The organism is Luteibacter sp. 9133, from assembly GCF_000800155.1.
Classification (GTDB): Bacteria; Pseudomonadota; Gammaproteobacteria; order Xanthomonadales; family Rhodanobacteraceae; genus Luteibacter; species Luteibacter mycovicinus.
On the sequence record NZ_JUHO01000001.1, the window covers coordinates 1781833 to 1803329 of the forward strand.

General features: G+C 66.2%; 24 protein-coding genes. 18 read left to right on the forward strand and 6 right to left on the reverse strand.

Annotated elements, in window-relative coordinates; genetic code table 11:
* The first annotated feature begins 52 nt into the window (after window positions 1–52).
* The 5 genes from lepB to recO all read left to right on the forward strand — a co-directional run bounded on the left by lepB (window position 53) and on the right by recO (window position 3725).
* Complete coding sequence (gene lepB, locus FA87_RS07725) at window positions 53–955, forward strand: signal peptidase I (RefSeq protein ID WP_036113797.1); 903 nt, start codon at window positions 53–55, stop codon at window positions 953–955.
* An 89-nt stretch (window positions 956–1044) separates the two neighbouring features.
* On the forward strand, window positions 1045–1422 hold the full coding sequence (locus FA87_RS07730) for a DUF4845 domain-containing protein (RefSeq protein ID WP_036113794.1): 378 nt from the start codon (window positions 1045–1047) through the stop codon (window positions 1420–1422).
* Window positions 1423–1431: 9 nt separating this feature from the next.
* Window positions 1432–2085, forward strand: coding sequence for a ribonuclease III (rnc, locus tag FA87_RS07735; RefSeq protein WP_036113792.1), 654 nt, complete (start codon window positions 1432–1434; stop codon window positions 2083–2085).
* The gene (gene era / locus FA87_RS07740) at window positions 2082–3011 is read left to right on the forward strand and encodes a GTPase Era (RefSeq protein ID WP_036113787.1); all 930 of its coding nucleotides are present in this window, start codon (window positions 2082–2084) and stop codon (window positions 3009–3011) included. The genes rnc and era overlap by 4 nt, the downstream gene beginning before the upstream one ends.
* A 21-nt stretch (window positions 3012–3032) precedes the next feature.
* On the forward strand, window positions 3033–3725 hold the full coding sequence (gene recO, locus FA87_RS07745; protein ID WP_043693546.1) for a DNA repair protein RecO: 693 nt from the start codon (window positions 3033–3035) through the stop codon (window positions 3723–3725).
* Here recO and FA87_RS07750 read toward each other — a convergent pair.
* Entirely contained in the window at window positions 3722–4462 is a 741-nt protein-coding gene (locus FA87_RS07750; protein ID WP_036113783.1) for a response regulator, read from the reverse strand. The two genes, recO and FA87_RS07750, sit on opposite strands and share 4 nt — an antisense overlap.
* Window positions 4463–4507: 45 nt before the next feature.
* Between FA87_RS07750 and FA87_RS07755 the strand changes: the two genes are divergently transcribed.
* The 13 genes from FA87_RS07755 (at window position 4508) to FA87_RS07815 (ending at window position 14867) form a co-directional block, all read left to right on the forward strand.
* Window positions 4508–6535 carry a hypothetical protein gene (locus FA87_RS07755; protein ID WP_043693549.1) on the forward strand — a complete coding sequence of 676 codons (2028 nt, stop codon included), beginning with the start codon at window positions 4508–4510 and terminating at the stop codon, window positions 6533–6535.
* Between the two features lie 15 nt (window positions 6536–6550).
* Window positions 6551–7156, forward strand: coding sequence for a YdbL family protein (locus FA87_RS07760; protein WP_043693552.1), 606 nt, complete (start codon window positions 6551–6553; stop codon window positions 7154–7156).
* 88 nt (window positions 7157–7244) lie between these two features.
* Entirely contained in the window at window positions 7245–8543 is a 1299-nt protein-coding gene (rlmD, locus tag FA87_RS07765; protein WP_043693555.1) for a 23S rRNA (uracil(1939)-C(5))-methyltransferase RlmD, read from the forward strand.
* Between the two features lie 13 nt (window positions 8544–8556).
* Window positions 8557–9081 (forward strand): CYTH domain-containing protein, encoded by a 525-nt coding sequence (locus tag FA87_RS07770; RefSeq protein ID WP_043693558.1) that lies wholly within the window; start codon window positions 8557–8559, stop codon window positions 9079–9081.
* Window positions 9075–10076 (forward strand): beta-N-acetylhexosaminidase, encoded by a 1002-nt coding sequence (nagZ, locus tag FA87_RS07775; protein ID WP_043693561.1) that lies wholly within the window; start codon window positions 9075–9077, stop codon window positions 10074–10076. The genes FA87_RS07770 and nagZ overlap by 7 nt, the downstream gene beginning before the upstream one ends.
* A gap of 7 nt (window positions 10077–10083) precedes the next feature.
* A complete protein-coding gene (locus tag FA87_RS07780) occupies window positions 10084–10632 on the forward strand; it encodes a hypoxanthine-guanine phosphoribosyltransferase (protein ID WP_036113767.1) in 549 nt (182 codons plus the stop codon).
* Window positions 10633–10636: 4 nt separating this feature from the next.
* Window positions 10637–11383: an S-methyl-5'-thioinosine phosphorylase gene (locus FA87_RS07785; RefSeq protein ID WP_043693563.1), complete on the forward strand. Its 747-nt coding sequence runs from the start codon at window positions 10637–10639 to the stop codon at window positions 11381–11383.
* 138 nt (window positions 11384–11521) lie between these two features.
* The gene (locus FA87_RS07790) at window positions 11522–11728 is read left to right on the forward strand and encodes a cold-shock protein (protein ID WP_036117760.1); all 207 of its coding nucleotides are present in this window, start codon (window positions 11522–11524) and stop codon (window positions 11726–11728) included.
* A gap of 242 nt (window positions 11729–11970) precedes the next feature.
* Entirely contained in the window at window positions 11971–12393 is a 423-nt protein-coding gene (locus FA87_RS07795; protein WP_043693564.1) for a type II secretion system protein, read from the forward strand.
* Window positions 12390–12893 (forward strand): type II secretion system protein, encoded by a 504-nt coding sequence (locus FA87_RS07800; protein ID WP_197062385.1) that lies wholly within the window; start codon window positions 12390–12392, stop codon window positions 12891–12893. The genes FA87_RS07795 and FA87_RS07800 overlap by 4 nt, the downstream gene beginning before the upstream one ends.
* Complete coding sequence (locus FA87_RS07805) at window positions 12890–13114, forward strand: hypothetical protein (protein ID WP_043693567.1); 225 nt, start codon at window positions 12890–12892, stop codon at window positions 13112–13114. The genes FA87_RS07800 and FA87_RS07805 overlap by 4 nt, the downstream gene beginning before the upstream one ends.
* An 8-nt stretch (window positions 13115–13122) precedes the next feature.
* Window positions 13123–14148, forward strand: coding sequence for a N(4)-(beta-N-acetylglucosaminyl)-L-asparaginase (locus FA87_RS07810; RefSeq protein ID WP_043693570.1), 1026 nt, complete (start codon window positions 13123–13125; stop codon window positions 14146–14148).
* Between the two features lie 2 nt (window positions 14149–14150).
* Entirely contained in the window at window positions 14151–14867 is a 717-nt protein-coding gene (locus FA87_RS07815; RefSeq protein ID WP_043693573.1) for a copper homeostasis protein CutC, read from the forward strand.
* Window positions 14868–14898: 31 nt separating this feature from the next.
* Here the strand turns inward: FA87_RS07815 and FA87_RS07820 are convergent, their stop codons facing one another.
* Genes FA87_RS07820 through FA87_RS07840 form a run of 5 tightly spaced genes read right to left on the reverse strand, consistent with a single transcriptional unit; the run spans window position 14899 to window position 21465 of the window.
* Window positions 14899–15756: a hypothetical protein gene (locus FA87_RS07820; protein ID WP_043693575.1), complete on the reverse strand. Its 858-nt coding sequence runs from the start codon at window positions 15754–15756 to the stop codon at window positions 14899–14901.
* A 40-nt stretch (window positions 15757–15796) separates the two neighbouring features.
* Entirely contained in the window at window positions 15797–16444 is a 648-nt protein-coding gene (gene pdeM, locus FA87_RS07825) for a ligase-associated DNA damage response endonuclease PdeM (RefSeq protein ID WP_043693577.1), read from the reverse strand.
* Window positions 16441–18891 (reverse strand): ligase-associated DNA damage response DEXH box helicase, encoded by a 2451-nt coding sequence (locus FA87_RS07830; RefSeq protein WP_043693580.1) that lies wholly within the window; start codon window positions 18889–18891, stop codon window positions 16441–16443. The genes pdeM and FA87_RS07830 overlap by 4 nt, the downstream gene beginning before the upstream one ends.
* On the reverse strand, window positions 18848–20443 hold the full coding sequence (locus tag FA87_RS07835; RefSeq protein ID WP_043693583.1) for an ATP-dependent DNA ligase: 1596 nt from the start codon (window positions 20441–20443) through the stop codon (window positions 18848–18850). The genes FA87_RS07830 and FA87_RS07835 overlap by 44 nt, the downstream gene beginning before the upstream one ends.
* Window positions 20443–21465, reverse strand: coding sequence for a ligase-associated DNA damage response exonuclease (locus tag FA87_RS07840; protein ID WP_043693586.1), 1023 nt, complete (start codon window positions 21463–21465; stop codon window positions 20443–20445). The genes FA87_RS07835 and FA87_RS07840 overlap by 1 nt, the downstream gene beginning before the upstream one ends.
* Window positions 21466–21497: the final 32 nt, after the last annotated feature.

Consider the following 21497-nt stretch of genomic DNA (forward strand, 5'->3'; position numbering starts at 1 on the left):
GATGCGCCGGAACGGGCCGTCAGGGCCCCTCGACACGACTTACGGAGTTGGCATGGCGTCATTCGATTTTTCCGCGATTCTTCTCGGCCTTACGGTGCTTTTCGGCGTCATCTGGCTGATCGACTGGCTGTTTCTGGCCAAGTCGCGCCGTGCCCGCACCGAAGCGTCGGGTACCGAGCAGCCCGAGCCGTGGCCGGTCGACTGGGCGCGCTCGCTGTTTCCGGTCATCCTCGTCGTGCTGCTGCTGCGCTCGTTCGTCGCCGAGCCCTTCCGGATTCCCTCGGGTTCGATGATGCCGACGCTGGACGTCGGCGATTTCATCCTGGTCAATAAGTTCGCGTACGGCCTGCGCATGCCGGCCTTCAACAACAAGCTGCTCGAAAACGGCGAACCGCGCCGCGGCGATGTCGTGGTGTTCCGGTTCCCGGGCTACGTCTGCACGGACGAAAGCGGCCATACGATTCGCAGCGGCGACGTGACCTGCGCCAATCCTCACGAGCCGGTCCCCGGCGAAAACTGGATCAAGCGCGTCATCGGCTTGCCTGGCGACCGTATCGAAACCCGCGGCAGCGAGCTCTACATCAATGGCGAACGCGTCGGTGCCGATGAAATCGGTCCGTTCAAGGGCAGCATGACCCGTCCGGAAGACCGCCTCCTGATGACCTTCGGCTCCAAGCTGTATACCGAGCATCTGGGCAGCATCAACCACACGATCGCGCTGACCCCGGCTTACAACATGCCGATGGACATCCCGAACGACAAGGTGCCGTCCGAAGTACCCAAGGGCTGCTACATCGTCATGGGCGACAACCGCATGAACAGCACCGACAGCCGCTGGTGGGGCTGCATGCCGGAACAGAACCTGGTCGGCAAGGCCTTCTTCGTCTGGCTGGCGTGGCGCGGTCTTGACAACGGCATCCTCGATTTCTCGAAGATGGGCAAGGTCATCCATTGACCGGATTAGTGGCGTCCGTCACGCGGGAGGGCGTTGCGGACGGCCGCGGACAAGGTAATCTGCGCGTATTCACGGGGGGACAACAACGCATGAAATCCAGGCAGTCGGGTATTACCCTTATCGGCTTCGTCATCGTTCTGCTGGTACTGGGTTTTTTCGCCTTCATGGCGATGAAGCTCGTTCCGTCGTACATCGAGTACATGGGCGTGGTGAAGGCCATGAACCAGATGTCGACCGAGGGCGGCAATGAGGACGTCGGTCAGGCGCGTCGTCAGCTCGCTTTCAAGATGAGCTTCCAGTACGTCGACGATTCGACGATCAAGCCGCAGGACGTGACCGTGACCCGGGCCAACAACGGCGCCGTGCTCAACGTGAACTACGACAAGGAAATCCCTTTCCTTTACAACATCTCGTTCCTGTTGCATTTCGACCATTCGGTCCCGCTGAAGAGTGCCGTTGGGCAATAATGAGGCTTCGTGCAGTTTCCGCATTCCTTCCGTAACCCGACCCTGGCCACCCTGGCGCTCACTCACCGAAGCGTCGGGAAGCCGAACAACGAGCGGATGGAGTTCCTCGGTGACGCCCTGCTGGGCGCGATCGTGGCGGAACTGCTTTTCGAGGTTCATCCGAAAGCCAGCGAGGGCGAGCTGTCGCGTCTGCGCGCCCAGCTCGTGAACGGCGAGGCCCTGGCCGTCATCGCCCGTGAACTCGAACTGGGCGACGTCCTCAAGCTCGGCCCGGGCGAGCTGAAGAGTGGCGGTTTCCGTCGCGACTCCATCCTTGCCGACGCGTTCGAGGCGCTGATCGCCGCTGTCTACATGGATGACGGCTTCGATGCCTGCCGCCAGGTCGTGCGCAGGCTTTTCACGCCCCGCGTGGCAGAACTCAAGCGCTCCAGCAAGGACGCGAAAACGCGCCTGCAGGAGTGGCTGCAGGGCAGGGGTTTGCCGCTGCCCACTTACGAACTTACCGACAGCTCCGGCGAAGACCACGCCAAGATCTTCGACGTCAGCTGCTGTATCGACGAACCGGAACCGATCCGCGTGGAGGGACGCGGTGGCAGCCGGCGGGCCGCCGAACAGGATGCCGCGGAAGCGGTGCTGCGCCGATTGCTGGAAAAAAAGACATGAACGACAACGACACCCCCGAGAACGACACCCTCGTCGACGACGACTTCCGCTGTGGCTATGTGGCCCTGTCGGGCCGACCCAACGTCGGCAAGTCCACGCTCCTCAACGCCCTCATCGGCGTTCGTCTGAGCATCGTCAGCCATCGTCCGCAGACGACCCGCCACCGCATCCTCGGCATCTCGACCAAGCCCGAGGGACAGATTCTCTACGTCGACACGCCCGGTCTCCATCGTGGCGCGAAGCGTGCGATGAATCGCAGCATCAACCGCGCCGCCCGCGCTGCGATCACCGAAGTGGACCTCGCGGTGCAGGTGATCGAGGCCGGTCGCTGGACGGATGAAGACGCCGCCATGTACGACGCGCTTGCCCAGCAGGACATGCCGAAGCTGCTGGCGATCAACAAGGTCGACCTGCAGAAGGACAAGACGGCGATGCTGCCGTTCGTGGCCGATCTGATGGCGAAGCATCCGTTCGACGACGTCTATTACGTCAGCGCGCTGAAGTCCAAGGGGCTGGACGGCCTCGAGAAGGGCATCCTCAAGCGTCTGCCGGAGCAGCCCGCGGTGTACGGCGAAGACGAGATCACCGATCGCAGTGAGCGCTTCCTGGCGTCCGAGATGATCCGTGAGCAGCTGATGCTGCGTCTCGACCAGGAGCTTCCGTACGCCACCACGGTCGAGATCGAGCGTTTCGAAGACCGTCCCGACGGGATCGCCGAGGTCCATGCGGTGATCTGGGTGGAGCGTGACGGCCAGAAAGCCATTGTCATCGGTGACGGTGGCGCTCAGCTCAAGGCCATCGGCACGTCCGCACGCAAGGGCATGGAGCACCTGTTCGAGCGTAAGGTGTTCCTCAAACTGTGGGTCAAGGTGCGCGAGGGCTGGGCGGACGACGAAAACCTGCTCAAGCGTTTCGGCTACGAATAAACCCGACGGGCCTCCCGCGCCATGCGTGTCGAGCAGCAACCTGCGTTCGTTCTGCACGCCCGGCCGTACCGGGAAACCTCACTGCTGGTCGAGTGCCTGACCCGCGACCACGGCCGTATCGGCGTGGTCGCGCGCGGCGTGCGTAACGAGCGGGCGCGCCTCCAGAGGGCCCAGCTCGAGCCCTTCCAGCGTCTCGCGTTCGACCTGATCATGAAGGGCGAACTCGCGACGTTGCGTACCGCCGAGCCCTCGGGCGTGGCGCAGCGCCTGACCGGCGACGCCGGCATGGCCGGCCTCTATCTCAATGAGCTCGTGGTCCGCCTCACGGGCCGTCAGGATCCCAATCCCGACCTCTTCGATCACTACGAGCGCACCTTGCGGCGCATGGCGGTGGGCGAGCCGCTGGCGTGGACCCTGCGCCGGTTCGAGCGCGACATGCTTGAGGCGCTGGGCTATGCGTTACCGCTCGACATCGACGCGATCGACGGGGAACCGCTCGATCCCTTGCTGACCTATTTCTACGATCCCGAATCGGGCGTCCTGCCCGGACGCGCGGGCGACGCCCGTGGCATTCGTGGCGCCGATCTGCTCGCGCTGGCCGCCGATCGGGCTCCGGATACGGCCGGTCTCGCTTCGCTGCGCCGGATGATGCGTCAGATCATCTCGTTTCATCTCGGCGGGGGAGAGCTGAAAGCGTGGCGCGTGCTTCGCTAAGCGGGGCGCGGCGGAAGGGCGGCGAGGGCCTTTCTCAGTTCGATGCGGAAGCGGTCGATCGCCGCCGGCACAACGGCCCGCGTTTCCAGCAGATGATTTTGCAACGCCTTGGCCTGAGCGCCGAGTCGGGCCGTTCCGCAAAAGCCACACGCGGAGCGCAGCCGGTGCATGCGCTCGATCAACTCGGTGGGGCGGTCGGCAAGTGCGTCCAGGGCCGCATCGAGTTCGGTCAGTTCCTCGCGCAGCAGCTGACGTAACGCCAGAAGCGTTCTCGCGTCGCCGCTCGCCGCGTGGCCCAGCTCGTCGTCGAGTACGCCCAGGTCTTCGTCGATGCCGAGGGTCGCGGCGAGCGCATGCCTGAGTGAGGTGATCTGGCAGGGCTTTTCGATGACGCCGGCGAAGCCTGCGGCGAGCAGGCGGTCGCGAAGCTCCGCGGGCACCTCCGCGCTGGTCGCCAGCGCCACGGCGCCGCGCGACAGGGCTGACGCATCGCCACGGAGCGCGGCAAGCACGGTCAGAGCGCCGCCCCCGGGCATGCGGCAATCCAGCAGCATGGCCGCGAACGACTGCGTCCGACCCAGTGAAACCGCGCGCTCTCCATCGTCGGCCAGCGTCGGCTGATAGCCCAGCGAACGGAGCGCCAGATCCAGGAACTGCCGGGTCGGCGCGTCGTCATCGGCGACGAGAATCGCGCGTCCGGGGGAAGCAAAAGAAGGGGGCGTACCGTACTCGACCATGCAACGTTCCGTGTTGTTCATCTTGATTTGGCAGAATGGCGGAGCATGCTTCCGGTATCAACCCGCACGTTCGCCCTTTTTCTCGCCGCCTGGATCGCGCTGACCTGGGCCGACGGCGCGCGGGCGGGCCTTTCCGTGGGCGCCGACAGCGTTGCGGTGCCCGGCCTGAGCATGACGGGCGTGGAAGCCGACATTGCGCCGGTCTCCGGGGGCACGGGCGTGACACTCGCGCTGACGGCCCAGAAGGCGGACATCGCCGCCATGGGTTGGCGCAAGATCGGCCTGGACCTTGCCGGCAGGCTCGACCGCGACGAACTGGGTCGATGGAACTTCGACGGTGACCTTCGCCTGCGTGGCGCGCCGGGAGGCGCATGGACGCGGGCGACCGTGCACATGGCCGCCGATGAATCGGCGAACACGCTCGAGGTATCGATTCGCCAGGACAGCTCGCTGGCCCAGGTCGCGTTGCCGATGGACCAGACCAGCCATGCTCAGATAACGCTCAAGAATCTGCCGGCCGGCTGGCTGCAGGGGCTTCTCTCGACCGTGTGGTCGGGACGTACGACCACGGGCCGCGTCAATGCGGATCTTGCGCTCGATGTGCTCGACGGCGGATTGCAGGCGGGGGGGCAGTTCGCCCTCGACGGCGTCGGCTTCGACAGCCCGGGAGGCAAGCTGGCGGGAGAAAAGCTGTCCGGCAGCGGCCGCCTCGGCGTGGACAATCAGGCGGACGCTACCGTGATCGACCTCGATGCGGCGTTGCGCGGCGGCGCTCTGCTGCTGGGACGGTTGTACGCGGATCTCCCGGGGCACGCCGTGCAACTGTCGCTTTCAGCGCGGTCACAGAAGGGCGCGCTCGCCGTGCGGAAGCTGCGGCTGACCGATCCGGACGCGTTGCAGCTGGAGGGCGAGGTGGACTTCGCCGCTACCGGCGATCTTTCCGTCCTCCGGCTGGATCGCTTCAACGCTCGGTTTCCCGCCGCCTACACGCGTTACGGGAAGGGCCTGCTGCGCAGCATGGGTGTGGAGTCGCTCGACGCGGACGGCGACGCGTCCGGCCATCTCGCCTTGGGACCGAAGGGCCTCGAGTCGTTCGCCGTGCAGACGGTGGGACTCGACCTTGCCCGCGGCGATGGCCAATTCGGCGTGCAGGGCCTGCACGGAGCGATCGACTGGAACGTGACGGACGATCGTCCCGCGACGAAACTCGGCTGGCGGGCGCTTCAGGTGCAGCGCATCCCCAACGGTGCCGCGGACGCCACCCTGCGCAGTACGGGCGGCACGCTGGCCTTGCAGAAGCCGTTCGCCATTCCGGTACTCGATGGTCAGTTGCGCGTGCAGAGCCTCGCCTGGAAGCCGGCCGCGACGCGTGGCGACCGGCTGCAGACCTCGCTTGCACTGACTCAGGTCGACATGGCGGCGTTCTGTCGGGCGCTCGGCTGGCCCGAGTTCAGGGGTACGGTAGGCGGTGCGGTGCCCTCGCTGCGTTACGTCGACGATCGTGTCGAACTGGCCGGCGGTCTCTCGCTCAACGTCTTCGACGGCTTCGTCGACATCACCGGGATGAGCCTCGCGCAGCCCTTCAGCGCGGCGCCGATACTCACGGGTGACATTTCGCTGCGTAAGCTCGATCTCGCGCTGATGACCTCCGTCTTCGACTTCGGCAGCATCACCGGTCGCCTCGACGGCGGGATCGACGACCTGCGTCTGGTCGGCTGGAAGCCTGCGGCGTTCAAGGCCCACCTGCTGGCGGACAGCGGTGGCCGGATCAGCCAGAAAGCGGTGAACAACCTCACCTCGGTCGGTGGCGGCGGTATCGCCGGCGGCCTTCAGGGCACGGTGCTGAAGATCTTCAAGACCTTCGGCTACAAACGTATCGGCCTGTCCTGCACGCTCAAGGGCGACCTCTGCTCCATGGGCGGGCTGGGCGCGGCGAAGGATGGCTACACTATCGTCGAAGGCAGCGGATTGCCGCGGCTGACGGTCGTCGGGCATCAGCGCGAGGTCGACTGGCCGACGCTGGTCCGTCGTCTCGAAGCCGCCACGCAGGGCGACGGCCCGACCATTCATTAGGAAACGGAGGAAGGAATGACGCGCAAGCCTTTGATCATCGTGATGCTGGCGGCCGCCGTAGCCCTCGTCGGCTGCGTCACCATCAATGTCTACTTCCCCGAGGCCGCCGCCCAGAAGGCGGCCGATCAGTTCATCGGCACGGTCCTCGACGACAGCGGCGTCGCCAAGCCGTCCGGCGAATCGGACAAGCCGAAGCCGGCGCCCGGTAAGCAGCCGTCCGCGTCGCTGCTCGATCTGGTCATCCCGGCGGCGCAGGCGGCGGAATCGCCGGATATCCAGGTGCGCACGCCGGAGACCGATGCCATCCGTCAACGCATGACCAGTCGTTTCAGCGGTCAGCTCAAGGGCCTGTTCGACAGCGGCGCGGTCGGCTTCACATCCGACGGCCTGGTCGCCGTGCGCGACGCCGGTGCGTTGCCGCTGGATCAGCGTTCGCAGGCCAATGGCATCGTCGGGCAGGAGAACAACGACCGCGATGCGCTGTATGCCGCGGTGGCCCGCGCCAACGGTCATCCGGAGTGGGAGCCGCAGATCCGCAAGGCGTTCGCCGATGGCTGGGTCCAGCGCGCGCCGCCGGGCTGGTATTATCGGGACGCCTCCGGCGCCTGGAAGCGCAAGTAGGCTTCCGCCAGGACCGCCCGCCGCGCAGGCGCGGGCTTCCTCCCAGCCAGCCCGGACCGTCGTCGTCCGGGCTTTACGTTTTGAGCGCATGACCGAATTCGAAGCCACCATCACCGGCCTCGGCCACGACGGCCGGGGCGTCGCCCGCATCGACGGCAAGGCCACCTTTGTCTCCGGCGCGCTGCCGGGCGAGCGGGTGCTGCTCAAGTACTACAAGCGTCATCGTCATTACGACGACGCCGAAATCGTCAGCGTACTCGATGCCTCGCCCGATCGCGTCGAGCCGAAGTGCCGGCACTTCAGTCAGTGCAGCGGCTGCTCATTGCAGCATATGGATTCCGCCGCGCAGATCGCCGCGAAGCAGCAGGTGCTCGCCGACAACTTCGAACGTATCGGCAAGGTCACGCCCGGGTCGTGGCTGCCCCCGTTGACGGACCAGCCATGGGGCTACCGCCGCAGGGGGCGGTTCTCGGTGCGTTACGTGGCCAAGAAGGAGCGCGTGCTGGTCGGCTTCCGCGATGAGGCCAATCCGCGCTTCGTCGCTGAGATCGAGCACTGCGAAGTGCTTCATCCTGCCCTGGGGCCGAAGGTCGGGTTGCTCGCCGAGCTGGTCGGCGGTCTGGCCGCGGCGCGCGACATCCCGCAGATCGAGTTCGCCGCGGGCGACGACATGATCGCTCTGGTGTTCCGGCACATGTCGGCGTTGAGCGACGCGGACCGCGATGCGCTCATCGCCTTCGGCAAGGCGCATGGCTTCGCGATTTATCTTCAGCCCGGCAATCACAGCAGCGTCCATCCGATCTGGCCGGAGTCGCCGCGGCTCGCGTTCGCGGTGCCGGCCGACGACGTCGAGCTGGAGTTCCAGCCGCTGGATTTCGTCCAGGTCAACGCGGGGATGAACCAGCGCATGCTCGCGCGCTCGCTGGAGCTGCTGGACCTCAGACCCACGGACCGTGTGCTGGACCTGTTCTGCGGCCTCGGCAACTTCACCTTGCCCATCGCGCGCCATGCGGGCGAGGTGGTCGGCGTGGAAGGGGAGCATGGGCTGGTCGAGCGCGCCGCCGCCAACGCCGCGCGCAACGGCCTTTCCAACGCATCGTTCCGTGTCGGCAATCTGTTCGACGACCAGCGCAACGAGCCGTGGGCCACCCAGCGCTGGGACAAGCTATTGCTGGACCCGCCGCGTGCCGGCGCGGACAAGGTGCTCGAGTACCTCCCACGCAAGGGCACCGACCGCGTGGTCTACGTGTCGTGTCACCCGGCCTCGCTGGCGCGTGACGCGGGCATTCTCGTCGGCAAGGGCTTCCGCCTCGTGTCGGCGGGCGTGATGGACATGTTCCCGCACACGGCGCACGTCGAATCCATCGCGCTGTTCGAGCGCCGCTGAGTACCGGAGACCCATGGGTATCGAGATCGAACGCAAATTCCTCCTCGCCGGCGACGGCTGGCGCCCGCTGGTCGAGCGCAGCGAGCGCATGGCGCAGGGTTATCTGGTCAGCGGTGCCGCCGTGGCCTCGGGCCAGGCGAAATCGTCGGTCCGGCTTCGGGTCTCCGGCGAGCAGGCGTGGCTCAACATCAAGTCGGCCACGCTTGGCATCGAGCGTCAGGAATACGAGTACGCCGTGCCCCTCGCCGATGCCCGCCAGATGCTGGACGACCTTGCCGACGGGCGGGTGGAAAAGATTCGTCACCATGTCATGCTCGACGGCGCACACTTCGAGATCGACGAATTCCTGGGCGATAACGCCGGGCTGATCGTCGCCGAGGTGGAACTGCCATCGGCGGACGCCGCTTACCCGACACCCGACTGGCTGGGTGCCGAAGTCAGCCACGCGGTCCGCTATTACAACGTCAACCTGATCGACCATCCTTTCAAGGCGTGGTCGGCCGCGGAACGGGAAGGGAAGGAGGACGCAGCATGTTGATCGTCGGCCTGGCCGGCACGCAGCTCGAGGCGCATGAGCATGCCTTGCTCACGGCGCCCGGCGTGTCCGGGGTCATTCTCTTCTCACGCAACTTCGTATCGCGGGAGCAGGTCAGCGCGCTCATCGAGAGCATTCGTGATGTGGCGGGTGAGGACGTCCTGGTCTGCGTGGATCAGGAGGGCGGCCGCGTTCAGCGGTTCCGTGAGGGCTTCACACGTCTGCCGCCGCTGGCTGCCATCGGCCGGTTGTACGACACCGATCCGGGTGCGGCGATCGATCGTGCGGAAGAACACGCCTGGATCATGGCCAGCGAAATGCGCGCCATCGGCGTGGATTTCAGCTTCGCACCGGTTGCCGATCTCGATCGCGGCAGCGCGGCTATCGGCAATCGCGCGCTGCATGCCGACCCCGTGGTTGCGGCCGATCTTGTCCAGGCCTACGTGCGTGGCATGCACCTTGGTGGCATGGCCGCCGTACTCAAGCATTTCCCCGGACATGGCTCGGTCGCGGAAGACACGCACCTGTCGTCCGCGATCGATCCGCGCAGCAAGCACGAGATCCTCAGCACCGACCTGCTGCCCTTCGTCGCGGGCATCGAGGCACGTGCCGAGGCCGTCATGGCCGCGCATGTCGTCTATACGGCCGTGGACGACCAGCCGGCCGGCTACTCGCATGTGTGGATCGACGAGATCCTGCGCGGCGAGCTCGGCTTCCGCGGTTGCGTGATCGGCGACGACATCAGCATGGCCGCGGCCGGCAGCGTCGGCGGTGTCGCCGCACGCGTCAGCGCCAACCTCGATGCGGGCTGCGATCTCGTGCTCGCCTGTTTTCCCGACGTCGTTCCCGAGGCGATCGCGGCGGTCAAGGGCCGCCGTCCGTCGCCGGTCGAGCGTATCGCCCCGCTGCGCGGCGCGATCGGCTCGACCTGGGAAGGCCTCGTCGACAATCCCCAGCGCGAACGATTCATCGCGCGCGTGACCGCCCTGGAGCCCTGATTCCACCATGACCGCCCAAGCTTCGCTCGAGTACGCGCTCGCGCACTCCGATATCCTGTTCACCCGCGAACAGCTCGACACTGAAATCGCCCGCCTGGGCCGCGAGATCGATACCGCTCTCGACGGTGAAGTGCCGGTCTTCCTCACCGTCATGCACGGCGCGCTGGTGTTCGCCGGCCAGCTCGCCCTGGCGATCCGCACCGACCTCGAATTCGACTACGTGCATGCCACCCGCTATCGCGGCGAGACCAGCGGCAGCGATCTGCACTGGCTGCGCCGTCCGGAAGTCCCGCTGCGTGACCGTACGGTGGTCCTCGTCGACGATATCCTCGACGAAGGCCATACCCTCAAGGCGGTCCGCGACGCCTGCCTCGCGATGGGCGCGAAGAAGGTCCTGCTCGCCGTGCTCTGCACCAAACAGCACGACCGTCGCGCGCACGGGATCGAAGCCGACTTCAACGGCGTCGACCTGCCGGACCGTTACGTCTTTGGTTACGGCATGGATTATCACGAGCAGGCCCGCAACCTGCCGGCCATCCACGCGTTGAAGGACTGACCCGATGACCATCGATCTCGCCGTCATCGGCGGCAGCGGCCTGTACCAGTTCGAAGGCCTCGAGAACACGCAGCGTCACAGCGTGGAGACGCCCTTCGGGCCCGCCTCCGGCGATGTCGTCACCGGCGATTTCCGCGGGAAGCGTCTGGCCTTCCTCGCACGGCATGGCGAAAGCCACACGGTGCCGCCGCACCGGGTGAATTACCGCGCCAATCTCTGGGCACTGCATGCGCTGGGCGCTCGCCGGGTGGTCGCGGTGAATGCGGTCGGCGGCATCCGCGACGACATGGGCCCGCGTGCGCTGGTCGTGCCCGATCAGATCATCGACTACACGCACGGTCGGTACACCAGTTTCAATGACGTGGACGGAGCCGAAGTCCGCCATATCGACTTCAGCGCGCCTTATACGGAGAGCCTGCGCCAGGCGATCCTGTCGGCGGCGCGTGCCGAGGGCCTGGCGATCATCGACGGTGGCTGCCACGGGGTGACCCAGGGGCCGCGTCTGGAAACGCGTGCCGAAATCGCCCGTATGAAGCGTGACGGCTGCGATCTGGTCGGTATGACAGGTATGCCTGAGGCGGCCCTGGCACGCGAGCTCGATCTCGAATTCGCCTGTCTGGCGCTGGTGGCCAACTTCGCGGCCGGGGCCGGTGATGAGGCGGAAATCAGCATCGAGGAGATCTTCGCCCACCTCGCGGCGGCCACGGCCAATGTGGCGCCGATCCTCGGCCGGTTGCTGTCGGGGGCCTGACCCCGAAAAAATCCCAGTTGCGCTTTGCGCCGAAACTTGATGATACTTGCCACCGCCGCGGGGGCAGGCATCAGGGGATCCATGGGGAACGCCTCGCCATATCCGGGCGCTTCCAATTCCATGTATGAGGTCTCCGCAATGCGTTTCGGTACCGTCAAGTGGTTTAACGACGCCAAGGGTTTCGGTTTCATCGCGCCCGAGGACGGTGGGGAGGACGTATTCGTCCACTTCTCCGCTATCAACTCCAAGGGCTTTCGCAGCCTGCAGGAAGGCCAGCGCGTGAAATTCGAAGTCACCACGGGCCCGAAGGGCGCGCAGGCTTCGGGCGTCGAAATCGCGGCTTGATTGTCACGGTCTGGTGTCTTGAAAACCCCGCGCCCTGGCGCGGGGTTTTTTTCGACGGGTCAATGGGCTTTACGGAGCGGCAGTGCCGCTCCCCGAGGCCCAAAGGCGTGCACCTTCCGCGCGAAGGCATCGCGCATGCACGACAGCGCGGGCACATCGCGTGCGACGTATGGGAGACGACTGACTCCAGCGGATTGTGGAAGCGCGCATCGACGCGGCGATAGTGGTCGCAATCTATCGGCATGAAAGATTCCTGCCGTGGTGCATCGCTCATCGAATCGCTCGTTGCGTTGGCCGTGTTCGCCATCGGCAGTGCGGCGACAGGCACGTGGTTCAGCACCTGCATCGAAGCTGACGCGAAGGCATCACGACTCATGGCGGCGGTGTCGGCGATTGCCGACTTTCGCGAGCGCATGCATTCGAACCCCGCCGGAGTGGGGTCAGGCCACTACCACGGCGTAACGGCTCGTCGCTCGCCTGGCTGCGGGAACGGCTGTGCGCCGGCGGAACTTGCCATGGACGATCTGGACCGGTTCGACCAGACGTTGCACGAGCAACTGGGCCCGGCTGCGCGGCACACGCTGCATTGCATGGATCGATCGGTGTGCGTCGTGCGCATCTCATGGGACGGCCGTCCTCTGGTCGCGATGTCGTTTCAGCCATGAAGCATCGTGGTTCCAGTCTCGTGGAGCTTCTCTGCTCTATGGCGGTCGCCGGTATCGTCGCGGGTGTGGTGGCGGTCTCACTCGGATCGGCCGGTCTGGCGTCGCGTCGGCATCTTCGCTCGATGGAGCGGAGCGATGCGGCTCGCCAGGCATTGGCCATCCTCGCGGACGACCTTGCCGAATCGAAGGCATGGGGCGTCTGTACCGATGCGCGCGATTGCCCGCTCATTCCGGCGGGCAGACCTTACCGTTCCTACGTCGTGCACACCGATGCGGCCGACTGGCTCGTCGGCAAAGGCCTGCGACGGTGTGTCGAAGCCTGCGATGCGTTGGTCGATGACATCGTCGGTCTCGATGTGCTCGCGGACGTACCCGATGAGAGCGGTCGGGTGCGACGCGTTCGCTTCCTGCAGTGGCATGGCAACGCGGCGCGGCTGCTCGAGGTATCGATCCGGTTCGCCGATGGCACGCGCTTCTCTCGCGTGGTGGCTAAGCAATGAGTGCCTGCCGCGGTTCGATACTCGTCTTCGTCCTTGTCATGCTGGCGGCGATGGGTGTGCTCGGTGCGACCCTGTCGCGGCACGCCGCCTGGCGGCGGTTGGTCGCGGCGGAATACCGCGACGCTCTCTGCGGCCCGGGGCCGCATCCGGCTGGCTGGCAGGATGGCGTCGCCCCATGCGAACATCGGACGAGGCGCGAAAAACGCGTGGCTGAAGACTGAGGGGTTTCATGGATCGCAGGCGATTTCTCCAGGGGGCGACGGTCGCCTCCGGTGTGGCGTTGACCGCCAGAGGGTTGGCGGCGGACGCCAAAGCGCCGTCGGTGACGGGCGGCGGCGTGCTGCCTCGCGTGTGTTCCACCTGGGACTTCGGCGTGGCTGCCAATCAGGCGGCGTGGAAGGTGCTGGCCGGTGGTGGCCGGGCGCTGGATGCGGTGGAGGCGGGGGCACGCGTGCCCGAAGCCGATATGCGCAACCACAGCGTCGGTCGTGCCGGTTACCCGGATCGCGATGGTAAGGTCACGCTCGATGCCAGCATCATGGACGAGAAGGGTAACTGTGGCGCGGTCGCGGCCATCGAGCACATTGCGCACCCGATATCGGTCGCGCGACGGGTCATGGAGCGGACGCCGCACGTATTGCTGGTCGGCGACGGCGCGTTGCAGTTCGCCCTCGAGCAGGGATTCCCGCGCGAGGAGCTGCTGACCCCGGAATCGGACAAGGCCTGGCACGAGTGGCTGAAATCCGCGAAATACAAGCCGGTCGCCAACAGCGAAGTCAGGAGCTACAACGCCGGTCCGGGTGGTACACCGGGCGACGCGAGCAACCATGACACGATCGGCATGCTCGCCATCGACGCGAAGGGCAACCTGTCCGGTGCGTGCACCACGAGCGGCATGGCCTGGAAACTCCACGGTCGTGTCGGCGACAGCCCGATCATCGGCGCGGGACTCTATGTCGACAACGAGGTCGGCGGCGCCACATCGACCGGCGTCGGTGAGGAAGTGATTCGCAATGTCGGCAGCTTCCTCGTCGTCGAGTTGATGCGGCAGGGACGTTCGCCGGAGGATGCCTGCCGCGAAGCGGTCGAACGTATCCTCAGGCGCAAGCCGGAAGCGAAAGATCTCCAGGTCGGCTTTCTTGCCCTGGACAAGAAAGGCAATGTCGGTGCGTGGTCGATCCAGAAAGGTTTTTCGTACGCCGTGTGCGATGCGACAAAGCAGGATGCGCTGATCCCCGGCAAGAGCACCTACTGATCATGGCCTTGCTGGAAGTCGCGGCCAACTCCGTGGCCTCGGCGTTCGCCGCGCAGGAAGGCGGGGCAGGTCGTGTCGAACTGTGCGCCAGCCTCGACGAGGGTGGAGTCACACCCTCGCACGGGACGATCACCCTCGCTCGCGAAGGCCTGACGATTCCGCTGTATGTCCTTATTCGTCCTCGCGGGGGCGACTTTCTCTATGAAAACGTCGAGATCGAAGCGATGCTCGACGACATCGAGCACTGTCGCGATCTGGGTTGCGATGGCGTCGTCGTCGGCGCGCTGACCGCCGACGGCGAGATCGACACCGAGGCGTGTGGGATGTTTATCCGCGCCGCGGGAACGATGGGTGTGACCTTCCATCGTGCGTTCGATCTGGTGGCCGATCGCAGCGCGGCGCTGGAAGTCCTGATCGACCTTGGCTTCGAGCGGGTACTGACCTCGGGGGGCATGCCGAGTGCCGTGGCCGGAGCGGCATCGCTGGCGAGGCTCGTCGCCCAGGCAGGCGGGCGTATCGTCGTCATGCCGGGCGCCGGTGTCGAGCCAGGCAACGCCGCGGCACTGCGTGCGACCACGCGTGCGCGGGAGTTTCACGCCTCAGCCAAGCGGCGGCTTCCGTCGGGCATGCAACTGCCGGTCGATCCACTCGGCATGGGCGCGGGTGAAACGCGCACGGACGTCGACACCGTGCGCGCGATCGTCGCCGCGCTGGCTTGATGGCGGGAGAAGCGTCGACCCAGCTCGCGCGCTAGCCCTTCGACACGGGCGTCGTCAGCTTCAGACCCGTACCGACGAGCTGGATCTGACCGTCGGGCAGGGCGTCGGTGCCGCCACCAGCCGCGCTTTCGTCATCGGCCCACGAGACGCGGTCTTTCGGGCCCGGTACATAGGCCTGCCACGTGGCGTATTCGGCGTCGGGGCTCGTCCGTTCGGTTCGGTACACGATGGGCACGCGCGTTACGTAATAGGGATCGTTGGCATGCAGCCCGGTGGTCGGAATGTGGAACGTCCAGTGCCTGGCGGCGGACACGGAGGGGCTCGCCAGCACTTTCCGCCAGGCCTTCATCTCAGCGTCGCTGGAAACGATATTGAGGTTGACCTGTTCCGCCTCGGCATCGACCACCTTGCCGTCGCGCCCGATGCGCAGCAGGACGTAGACCGTTCCTCCCACGTGACCGCGCGCTGCGACCTGGGGATAGACGGGCGGATTGCGTTCGAGATAGGTGATCTGGTCCGTCGACGCGGCGCCGTAGTCACCGAAGGTGGCGCCCGAGATGCGTGCCGTGTAATCGCTGCTATCGGGCGTTTCATGTTTTGCGACGACGCGCAGCGACATGCGGGCTTTCGCCGTGACCGCCTGACCGTCACGCATGACCGGATCGAAGTGCCATTGCTGCGTCGCGTTGCTCACGAGGGCGGTGATATTGGCGGGAATTTTTTCCGCCTTATCCAGCTCGTAAGATTTCACGCTTCCATCGGGCGCGACGACGATCGTGCCGGTGAGCAGCATGCTGGCCTCGACCTGTTTGCGTACCGCGCCCGGGCCAGCGGCCAACGCCAGTCCCGTGATGGCAAGGGACGTCACACCAACGATAAAACGCTTCATGCGTATCACTCCGTGTCGGGATGTCGGCGGAGTATGCCATCTAAACCATGACAGGTAACAATCCGGCAGGGGTCACCGCGACGATGCGCCGACCGGGTTTTGCCGGCGTTTCGTGCAGGCCGGTCAACGTACCGAAGGCGGGCAGCATGGCCACCTCGCGATCGAAGACGAAGGCGGGCAAGCGATGTTTACGCCAGCCGTCGCGGACGACGACGCCCGGGTGCACGTGTCCCGATAGCGTATAGCCATCGACGTGCGGCTCCGGATGATGCGCGAGCACGAACGGTGGGACCAGCAGCCGGTCCGGTCGTACGTCGATACCGAGCAGACGCACGTCGAAGTGACGGTCGTGATTGCCGGCGACCAGAATGATGGCAATATCCGCATGCGCCTGTCGCCACTGACGCACACGTTCCACCCAGACACTGCGCTCCGTGGCCGCGCCATGCACCAGATCGCCGAGCACCACGATCGTCGCGGGAGCGAACGCGGCGATCAGGCCGTCGAGTCGTGCCAGATCGTCGTCCGTGTCGCCGCTGGGTACGGCGATGCCGGCGCGACGGAAGACGGCGCCCTTACCGAAATGCACGTCCGACACGAGCAGCATGCGTTGCGCGTGCCAGTAGATGGCGCGTTCGCTGTGCAGGGTGAGGCGTTCACCGGCAACCTTGATCTCGTGCGTCGTCATCGGTCGGCTCCCGCTTCGAGCGTCGCCAGCATGCGTTCCACCCGGCTTTTCCAGTCGTCCGCCGCGATGCCTCCACGAAGCCGTTCGACCCACAGCGGAAAGGCCAGCGGCGTGAGCCGCTTCGGTTCGTTCCACAGCAGGCGTGACCGCGCGACGCGGACGAGGCAGTGGCGCAGCCGCGTGTAGTCGAGCTGCTGGTCCAGCACCTCGCGCTCCGCCTGCCAGAGCAGCGGGTGCTCCGGATCGTGGCGACGGAGCACGTCGTAAAGCAGTCCACTGGAAGCCTGTAGCTGACGCATCGTCTTGTTGTGCGCCGGGTAACCGTTGAACACCAGGCCCGCCACGCGTGCGATCTCGCGGAACTGTCGTTTCGCCAGTTCGGAAAGATTGACACTCGAGCGAATGTCGTCGCGAAGTCCCGCCGGATGCAGCAGCATGCGCATCGTTTCCGCATCGATGGCAGGCATGCGCGCGGCGGTGATCGTGAGCCCGTAGTCATTGACGGCGTAGCCATAATCGCCGGGCTGGATGCGCGCGAGCCTGAGTGCGATCACCGCCGCGAGGCCTTCATGCGCGAGGCGCCCCGCGAACGGATACACGAACACATAGTCGCCTTCGCGCGTACGCGTGCTTTCGCAGAGCGTCTCATGAAGGTCGGGCACGCTCGAATGCTGGCGCTGGATGGAGAGCAGGGGAATCAGTGCGCGCATTTCGGCTTCCCGGCCTTGCCCCGCCAGGGTGCGTCGCAGTTCGTCCGAAAGCTCGCCCGATAGCGGCAGCCGTCCACCCATCCAGCGGGGAACGCCGCCGCGACGGTTCGGTGCGGCACGTACGTAGGCCGTCATGTCGCGGACGCGAACCAGCTCGAGGTGGCGTCCGGCAAACAGGAAGCGGTCGCCGGGACGCAGTCGCGACAGAAAACTTTCCTCCACCGTGCCAAGCCGCGCGCCTTTCATGTAGCGCACGGCGAGGCTGCCGTCGGAGGTGATCGTGCCGATCGACAGGCGGTGCATGCGTGCGATGCGGCCGCTCTCCACGTGAAAGCGACCGTCGGTTGTCGCGAGCTTCTGGTATTCGGGATAGCTTGCGAGTGCCGAGCCGCCGGTGCGCAGGTATGCAAGCACGGCGTCGAAGCGTTCGCGCGGCAGGGAGGCATACGCCAGCGATGAGGTGATTTCCGCATACGCCTCGTCCGCCGTGAATCCGCCACCGAGTGCCATCGTCAGCAGATGCTGCGCGAGCACGTCGAGGCAACCGCGCATCGGGTGACGCGGTTCGAGGTGCCCCTCGTCGAGCGCGCGTCGTGCCGCGGCGATTTCAGCCAGTTCAAGCAGATGGGTGGGGACGCAGAGGATCTTCGACGGCACGCCGGGACGGTGGCCGCTGCGACCGGCACGTTGCAACAACCGCGCGACGCTCTTCGGGCTGCCGATCTGGATGACGCGCTCGACGCTGGAAAAATCCACGCCGAGGTCGAGGCTGGAGGTGGCGACGACACAGCGCAGCGCGCCGATGCGCAGTTTCTCTTCGGTGGCCAGACGCAGCTTCGGATCGATCGAGCCGTGATGGAGGGCCAGCGTCTCGGGGGCTTCCGGCCAGACGGAGGCGAGCGCCTCGTGCCAGAGCTCGGCCTGAGAGCGGGTATTGGCGAAAACGAGGCTCGTGCGCGCGTCGAGCACCGCCTTGAGTACACGCGGAAGCTGCGACAAACCGAGATGGCCTGCCCAGGGAAACCGTTCACCGCCTTCGGGCAGCGCGGTCTCGATCGACGTCTTCTTCCGGCCACCGCCGCCGATCATGACGCCGTTGCCCTCGCCGTTGCCGACCAGCGCGCCCAGGGCTTCATCGAGATTGCCGAGCGTGGCCGAGAGGCCCCAGGTGCGCAGCTCGGGAAGCCAGTGGCGCAGGCGGGTCAGGCCGAGCTGGAGCAAGGTGCCGCGTTTGTTGCCGAGCAACTCATGCCATTCGTCGACGACGATGCCGCTCAGCGTGGCGAAGCGTTCGCGCGCGTCGGGATAGCTCAGTAACAGTGCCAGGCTCTCGGGTGTGGTCACCAGCAACTCGCAGGCGCCACGCCGCAGACGGGCGCGCTCGGCGCTGCCACTGTCGCCGGTGCGGCGAAGTACGCGCCAGGGCAACTCCATCGCCTCGACGGCCGCCGTGAGGTGCTGGGTGGTGTCGGTGGCCAGCGATCGCAGTGGCGTGATCCACAGCAACTGCAGACCGGTTCGTGGCCGGAGCAATCCGTCGATCAGAGGGCCACCCGCCGCGGCCAGCGTCTTGCCGGTACCGGTGGGCGCATGCACGAGCCCACTTCGGCCCTCCGCCCAGGCGCGCCATGCGGCGCGCTGGAACGGGGCCGGTCGCCGCTCCTGCGCGGCGAACCAGGCGACGAGGCGAGCCTCAGCCCGACGCCAGGCGGCGGAGGTCGTCGAGTTTGTCGGCATCGCGTATCGCGAGGTCGGTGCGCCAGCGGAGGATGCGCGGGAAACGCACCGCGACGCCGGCTTTGTGGCGGCCGGAGGCCTGGATCGCCTCGAAAGCGAGTTCGAAGACATGGGTGGGCTCGACCGAACGCACAGGGCCGAAGCGGTCGATGGTGTGAGCACGTATCCAGCGGTCCAACTTGCCGATTTCGCTGTCGTCGAGGCCGGAATACGCCTTGGCTACGGGTACCAGCGTCTCGCCGTCCCAGACGCCGAACGTGTAATCGGTGAACAGTCCCGAGCGCCGACCGTGGCCCGGCTGCGCGTACAGCAGGACGGCATCGACGGTGTACGGGTCCACCTTCCACTTCCACCAGTCGCCGCGCTTGCGTCCGACGCGGTAAGGAGAGTCGGTGCGTTTCAGCATCAGGCCTTCGGTGCGGCGTTCGCGTGACTCCGCGCGCACCTCGGCGAGCGATGCCCAGTCCGGCGCGGACACCGCGGGCGACACGGTCAGCGTCGGACCCCGTCCCTCCAGGAGGCTTGTGAGAAGGGCGCGGCGCTCGGCCAGCGGGTGTTCGCGCAGATCCTTCCCATCGAGTTCGAGCAGGTCGTACGCCATCAGGCGCACGGGTGTATCGGCGAGCAGCTTCGGGCCGGGCTTCAGTTTGCCGATGCGCTTCTGCAAGGCGGCGAAGAGCAGGGGATGCGCCTCGTCCGGTAGCCAGGCCAGGATTTCGCCGTCGATCACGCAGCCGTCAGGCAAGTCGGCGGCGGCCTGTTCGAGTTCCGGGAAGCGGCCATCCATGCGTTCTTCGCCACGGGACCAGATAAGTGCGCCATCGGCACGACGCATCAGCTGAGCGCGGATGCCGTCCCATTTCCATTCCGCCAGCCACTGGTGGATGTCGCCGAGGTTCTCGACACCCTGTTCCAGCGGTGAGGCAAGGAAAAACGGGTACGGACGTTCGCCCGCATGTTCGTCATCGCGTTCCGGACCGGCCAGTGCGCGAAAGGCCTCCGCCCCCGGCTTCCAGGTGCCGCTCAGACGGTGGGCGATGAGATCGGTGGCAAGGTCGGACCACTGTGCCAGAGCCTGTACCACCAGCCGCTGCGACACGCCGACGCGAAGCGAGCCCGTAAGGAGCTTGTTGACGAGGAAGATCTGTTCCCTGGGCGTGGATCGCCACCATTCGCGGAGCAGGGCGATTCGCTCGCCCGGTTCGAGTTTGCCGATGGAGGGAAGGCGCGCTTCCATCCATACGTGCAGTGGCGTGTCTTCGCCCTCGTCGTCGATCGCCGGCAACATCAGCGCGATCGTTTCGGCAAGGTCGCCGACGTGCTGGTAACTGTCGTCGATGAGCCAGTCGGCGTAGCCCGTTTCGTCGGCGAGGGCGGTGCGCAGCTCGGTCGAGCTGGCGGTGCGTCTGAGCTTGCCGCCACCGAGGACATAGACGGCCCACGCCGCATCTTCAGCGGGCGCCACCGCGAAGTAAGCCGCCATGGCGTCGCGCTTTGCCGACGTCGATGCGGTGCGGTCCAGCGCTTCGAAAAGCTGGGCGAAGCGGCGCATCAGTCGCCTTCCTCACTGCTGCGTTCGTCCGGCATGGCGCCACCCAGTGACCGCAGCGGTCGCGCATCGTGACCCGTTTCGCGGAGATGGCGGATCAGTGCTTCCCCGTCGCCGTGGGTGACATAGATGCGCTTCGCGCCGCAGTCGTCGACACTGCGGATCAGGCCCGACCAGTCGGCATGGTCGGAGACGATGAAGCCACGGTCGTATCCGCGTCGGCGCCGCGCGCCACGTACCTGCATCCAGCCCGACGCGAAGCCGGTGGACGCCTTGGAGAACCGCTTCATCCATGGCGAGCCGGCGGCCGACGGCGGCGCCATCACCAGCTCACCCGCGAAGTCGCGCCCCTTCGCCGAATCGCTCACCGGCACCGTGGGCAGCATGTGGACGCCGGCTTCGCGGTACGCCTCGACGAGGCGGACCATGGCGCCGTGCAGATGCACGGTACGGTCGGTGCGCGTGGCCAGTTCGGCAAGGATGCGCTGAGCTTTTCCCAACGCGTAAGAGAACAGCACGGCAGGTACGCCGCGCGCGGCGCATTCGTCGAGCCATGCAAGGATCTCTTCGACGACGCCCGACATGGGTGGCCAGCGGTAGATCGGCAGACCGAACGTGGATTCGGTGACGAAGATGTCGCACGGCACGGGTTCGAAAGGCACGCACGTCGGATCGGGATCGCGCTTGTAGTCACCCGAAACCACCGCGACGAGGCCTCGGCCTTCGATGCGGATTTGCGCCGCGCCGAGCACGTGCCCGGATGGATGCAGCGACAGCACGGTTTCACCCAGTGTGAATCGCTCGCCATAGGCGAACTCGCGGATGTCCGATGCGGCGCCCAGACGCTCGCGCATGAGGCCGCCGCCGGCCCGGGCGACATGATAGAGACCGCTGCCCGATCTCGCATGATCGCCATGGGCGTGCGTCACCACGGCCCGCGGTACCGGTTGCATCGGATCGATGTAGAAGTCCCCCGCCGGGCAGTAAAGGCCTTCAGGTCGGGGTAGCAGAAGGTCGCTATCCATGAGGCGACGTTAGGCAGACGGGCGTCAACGCG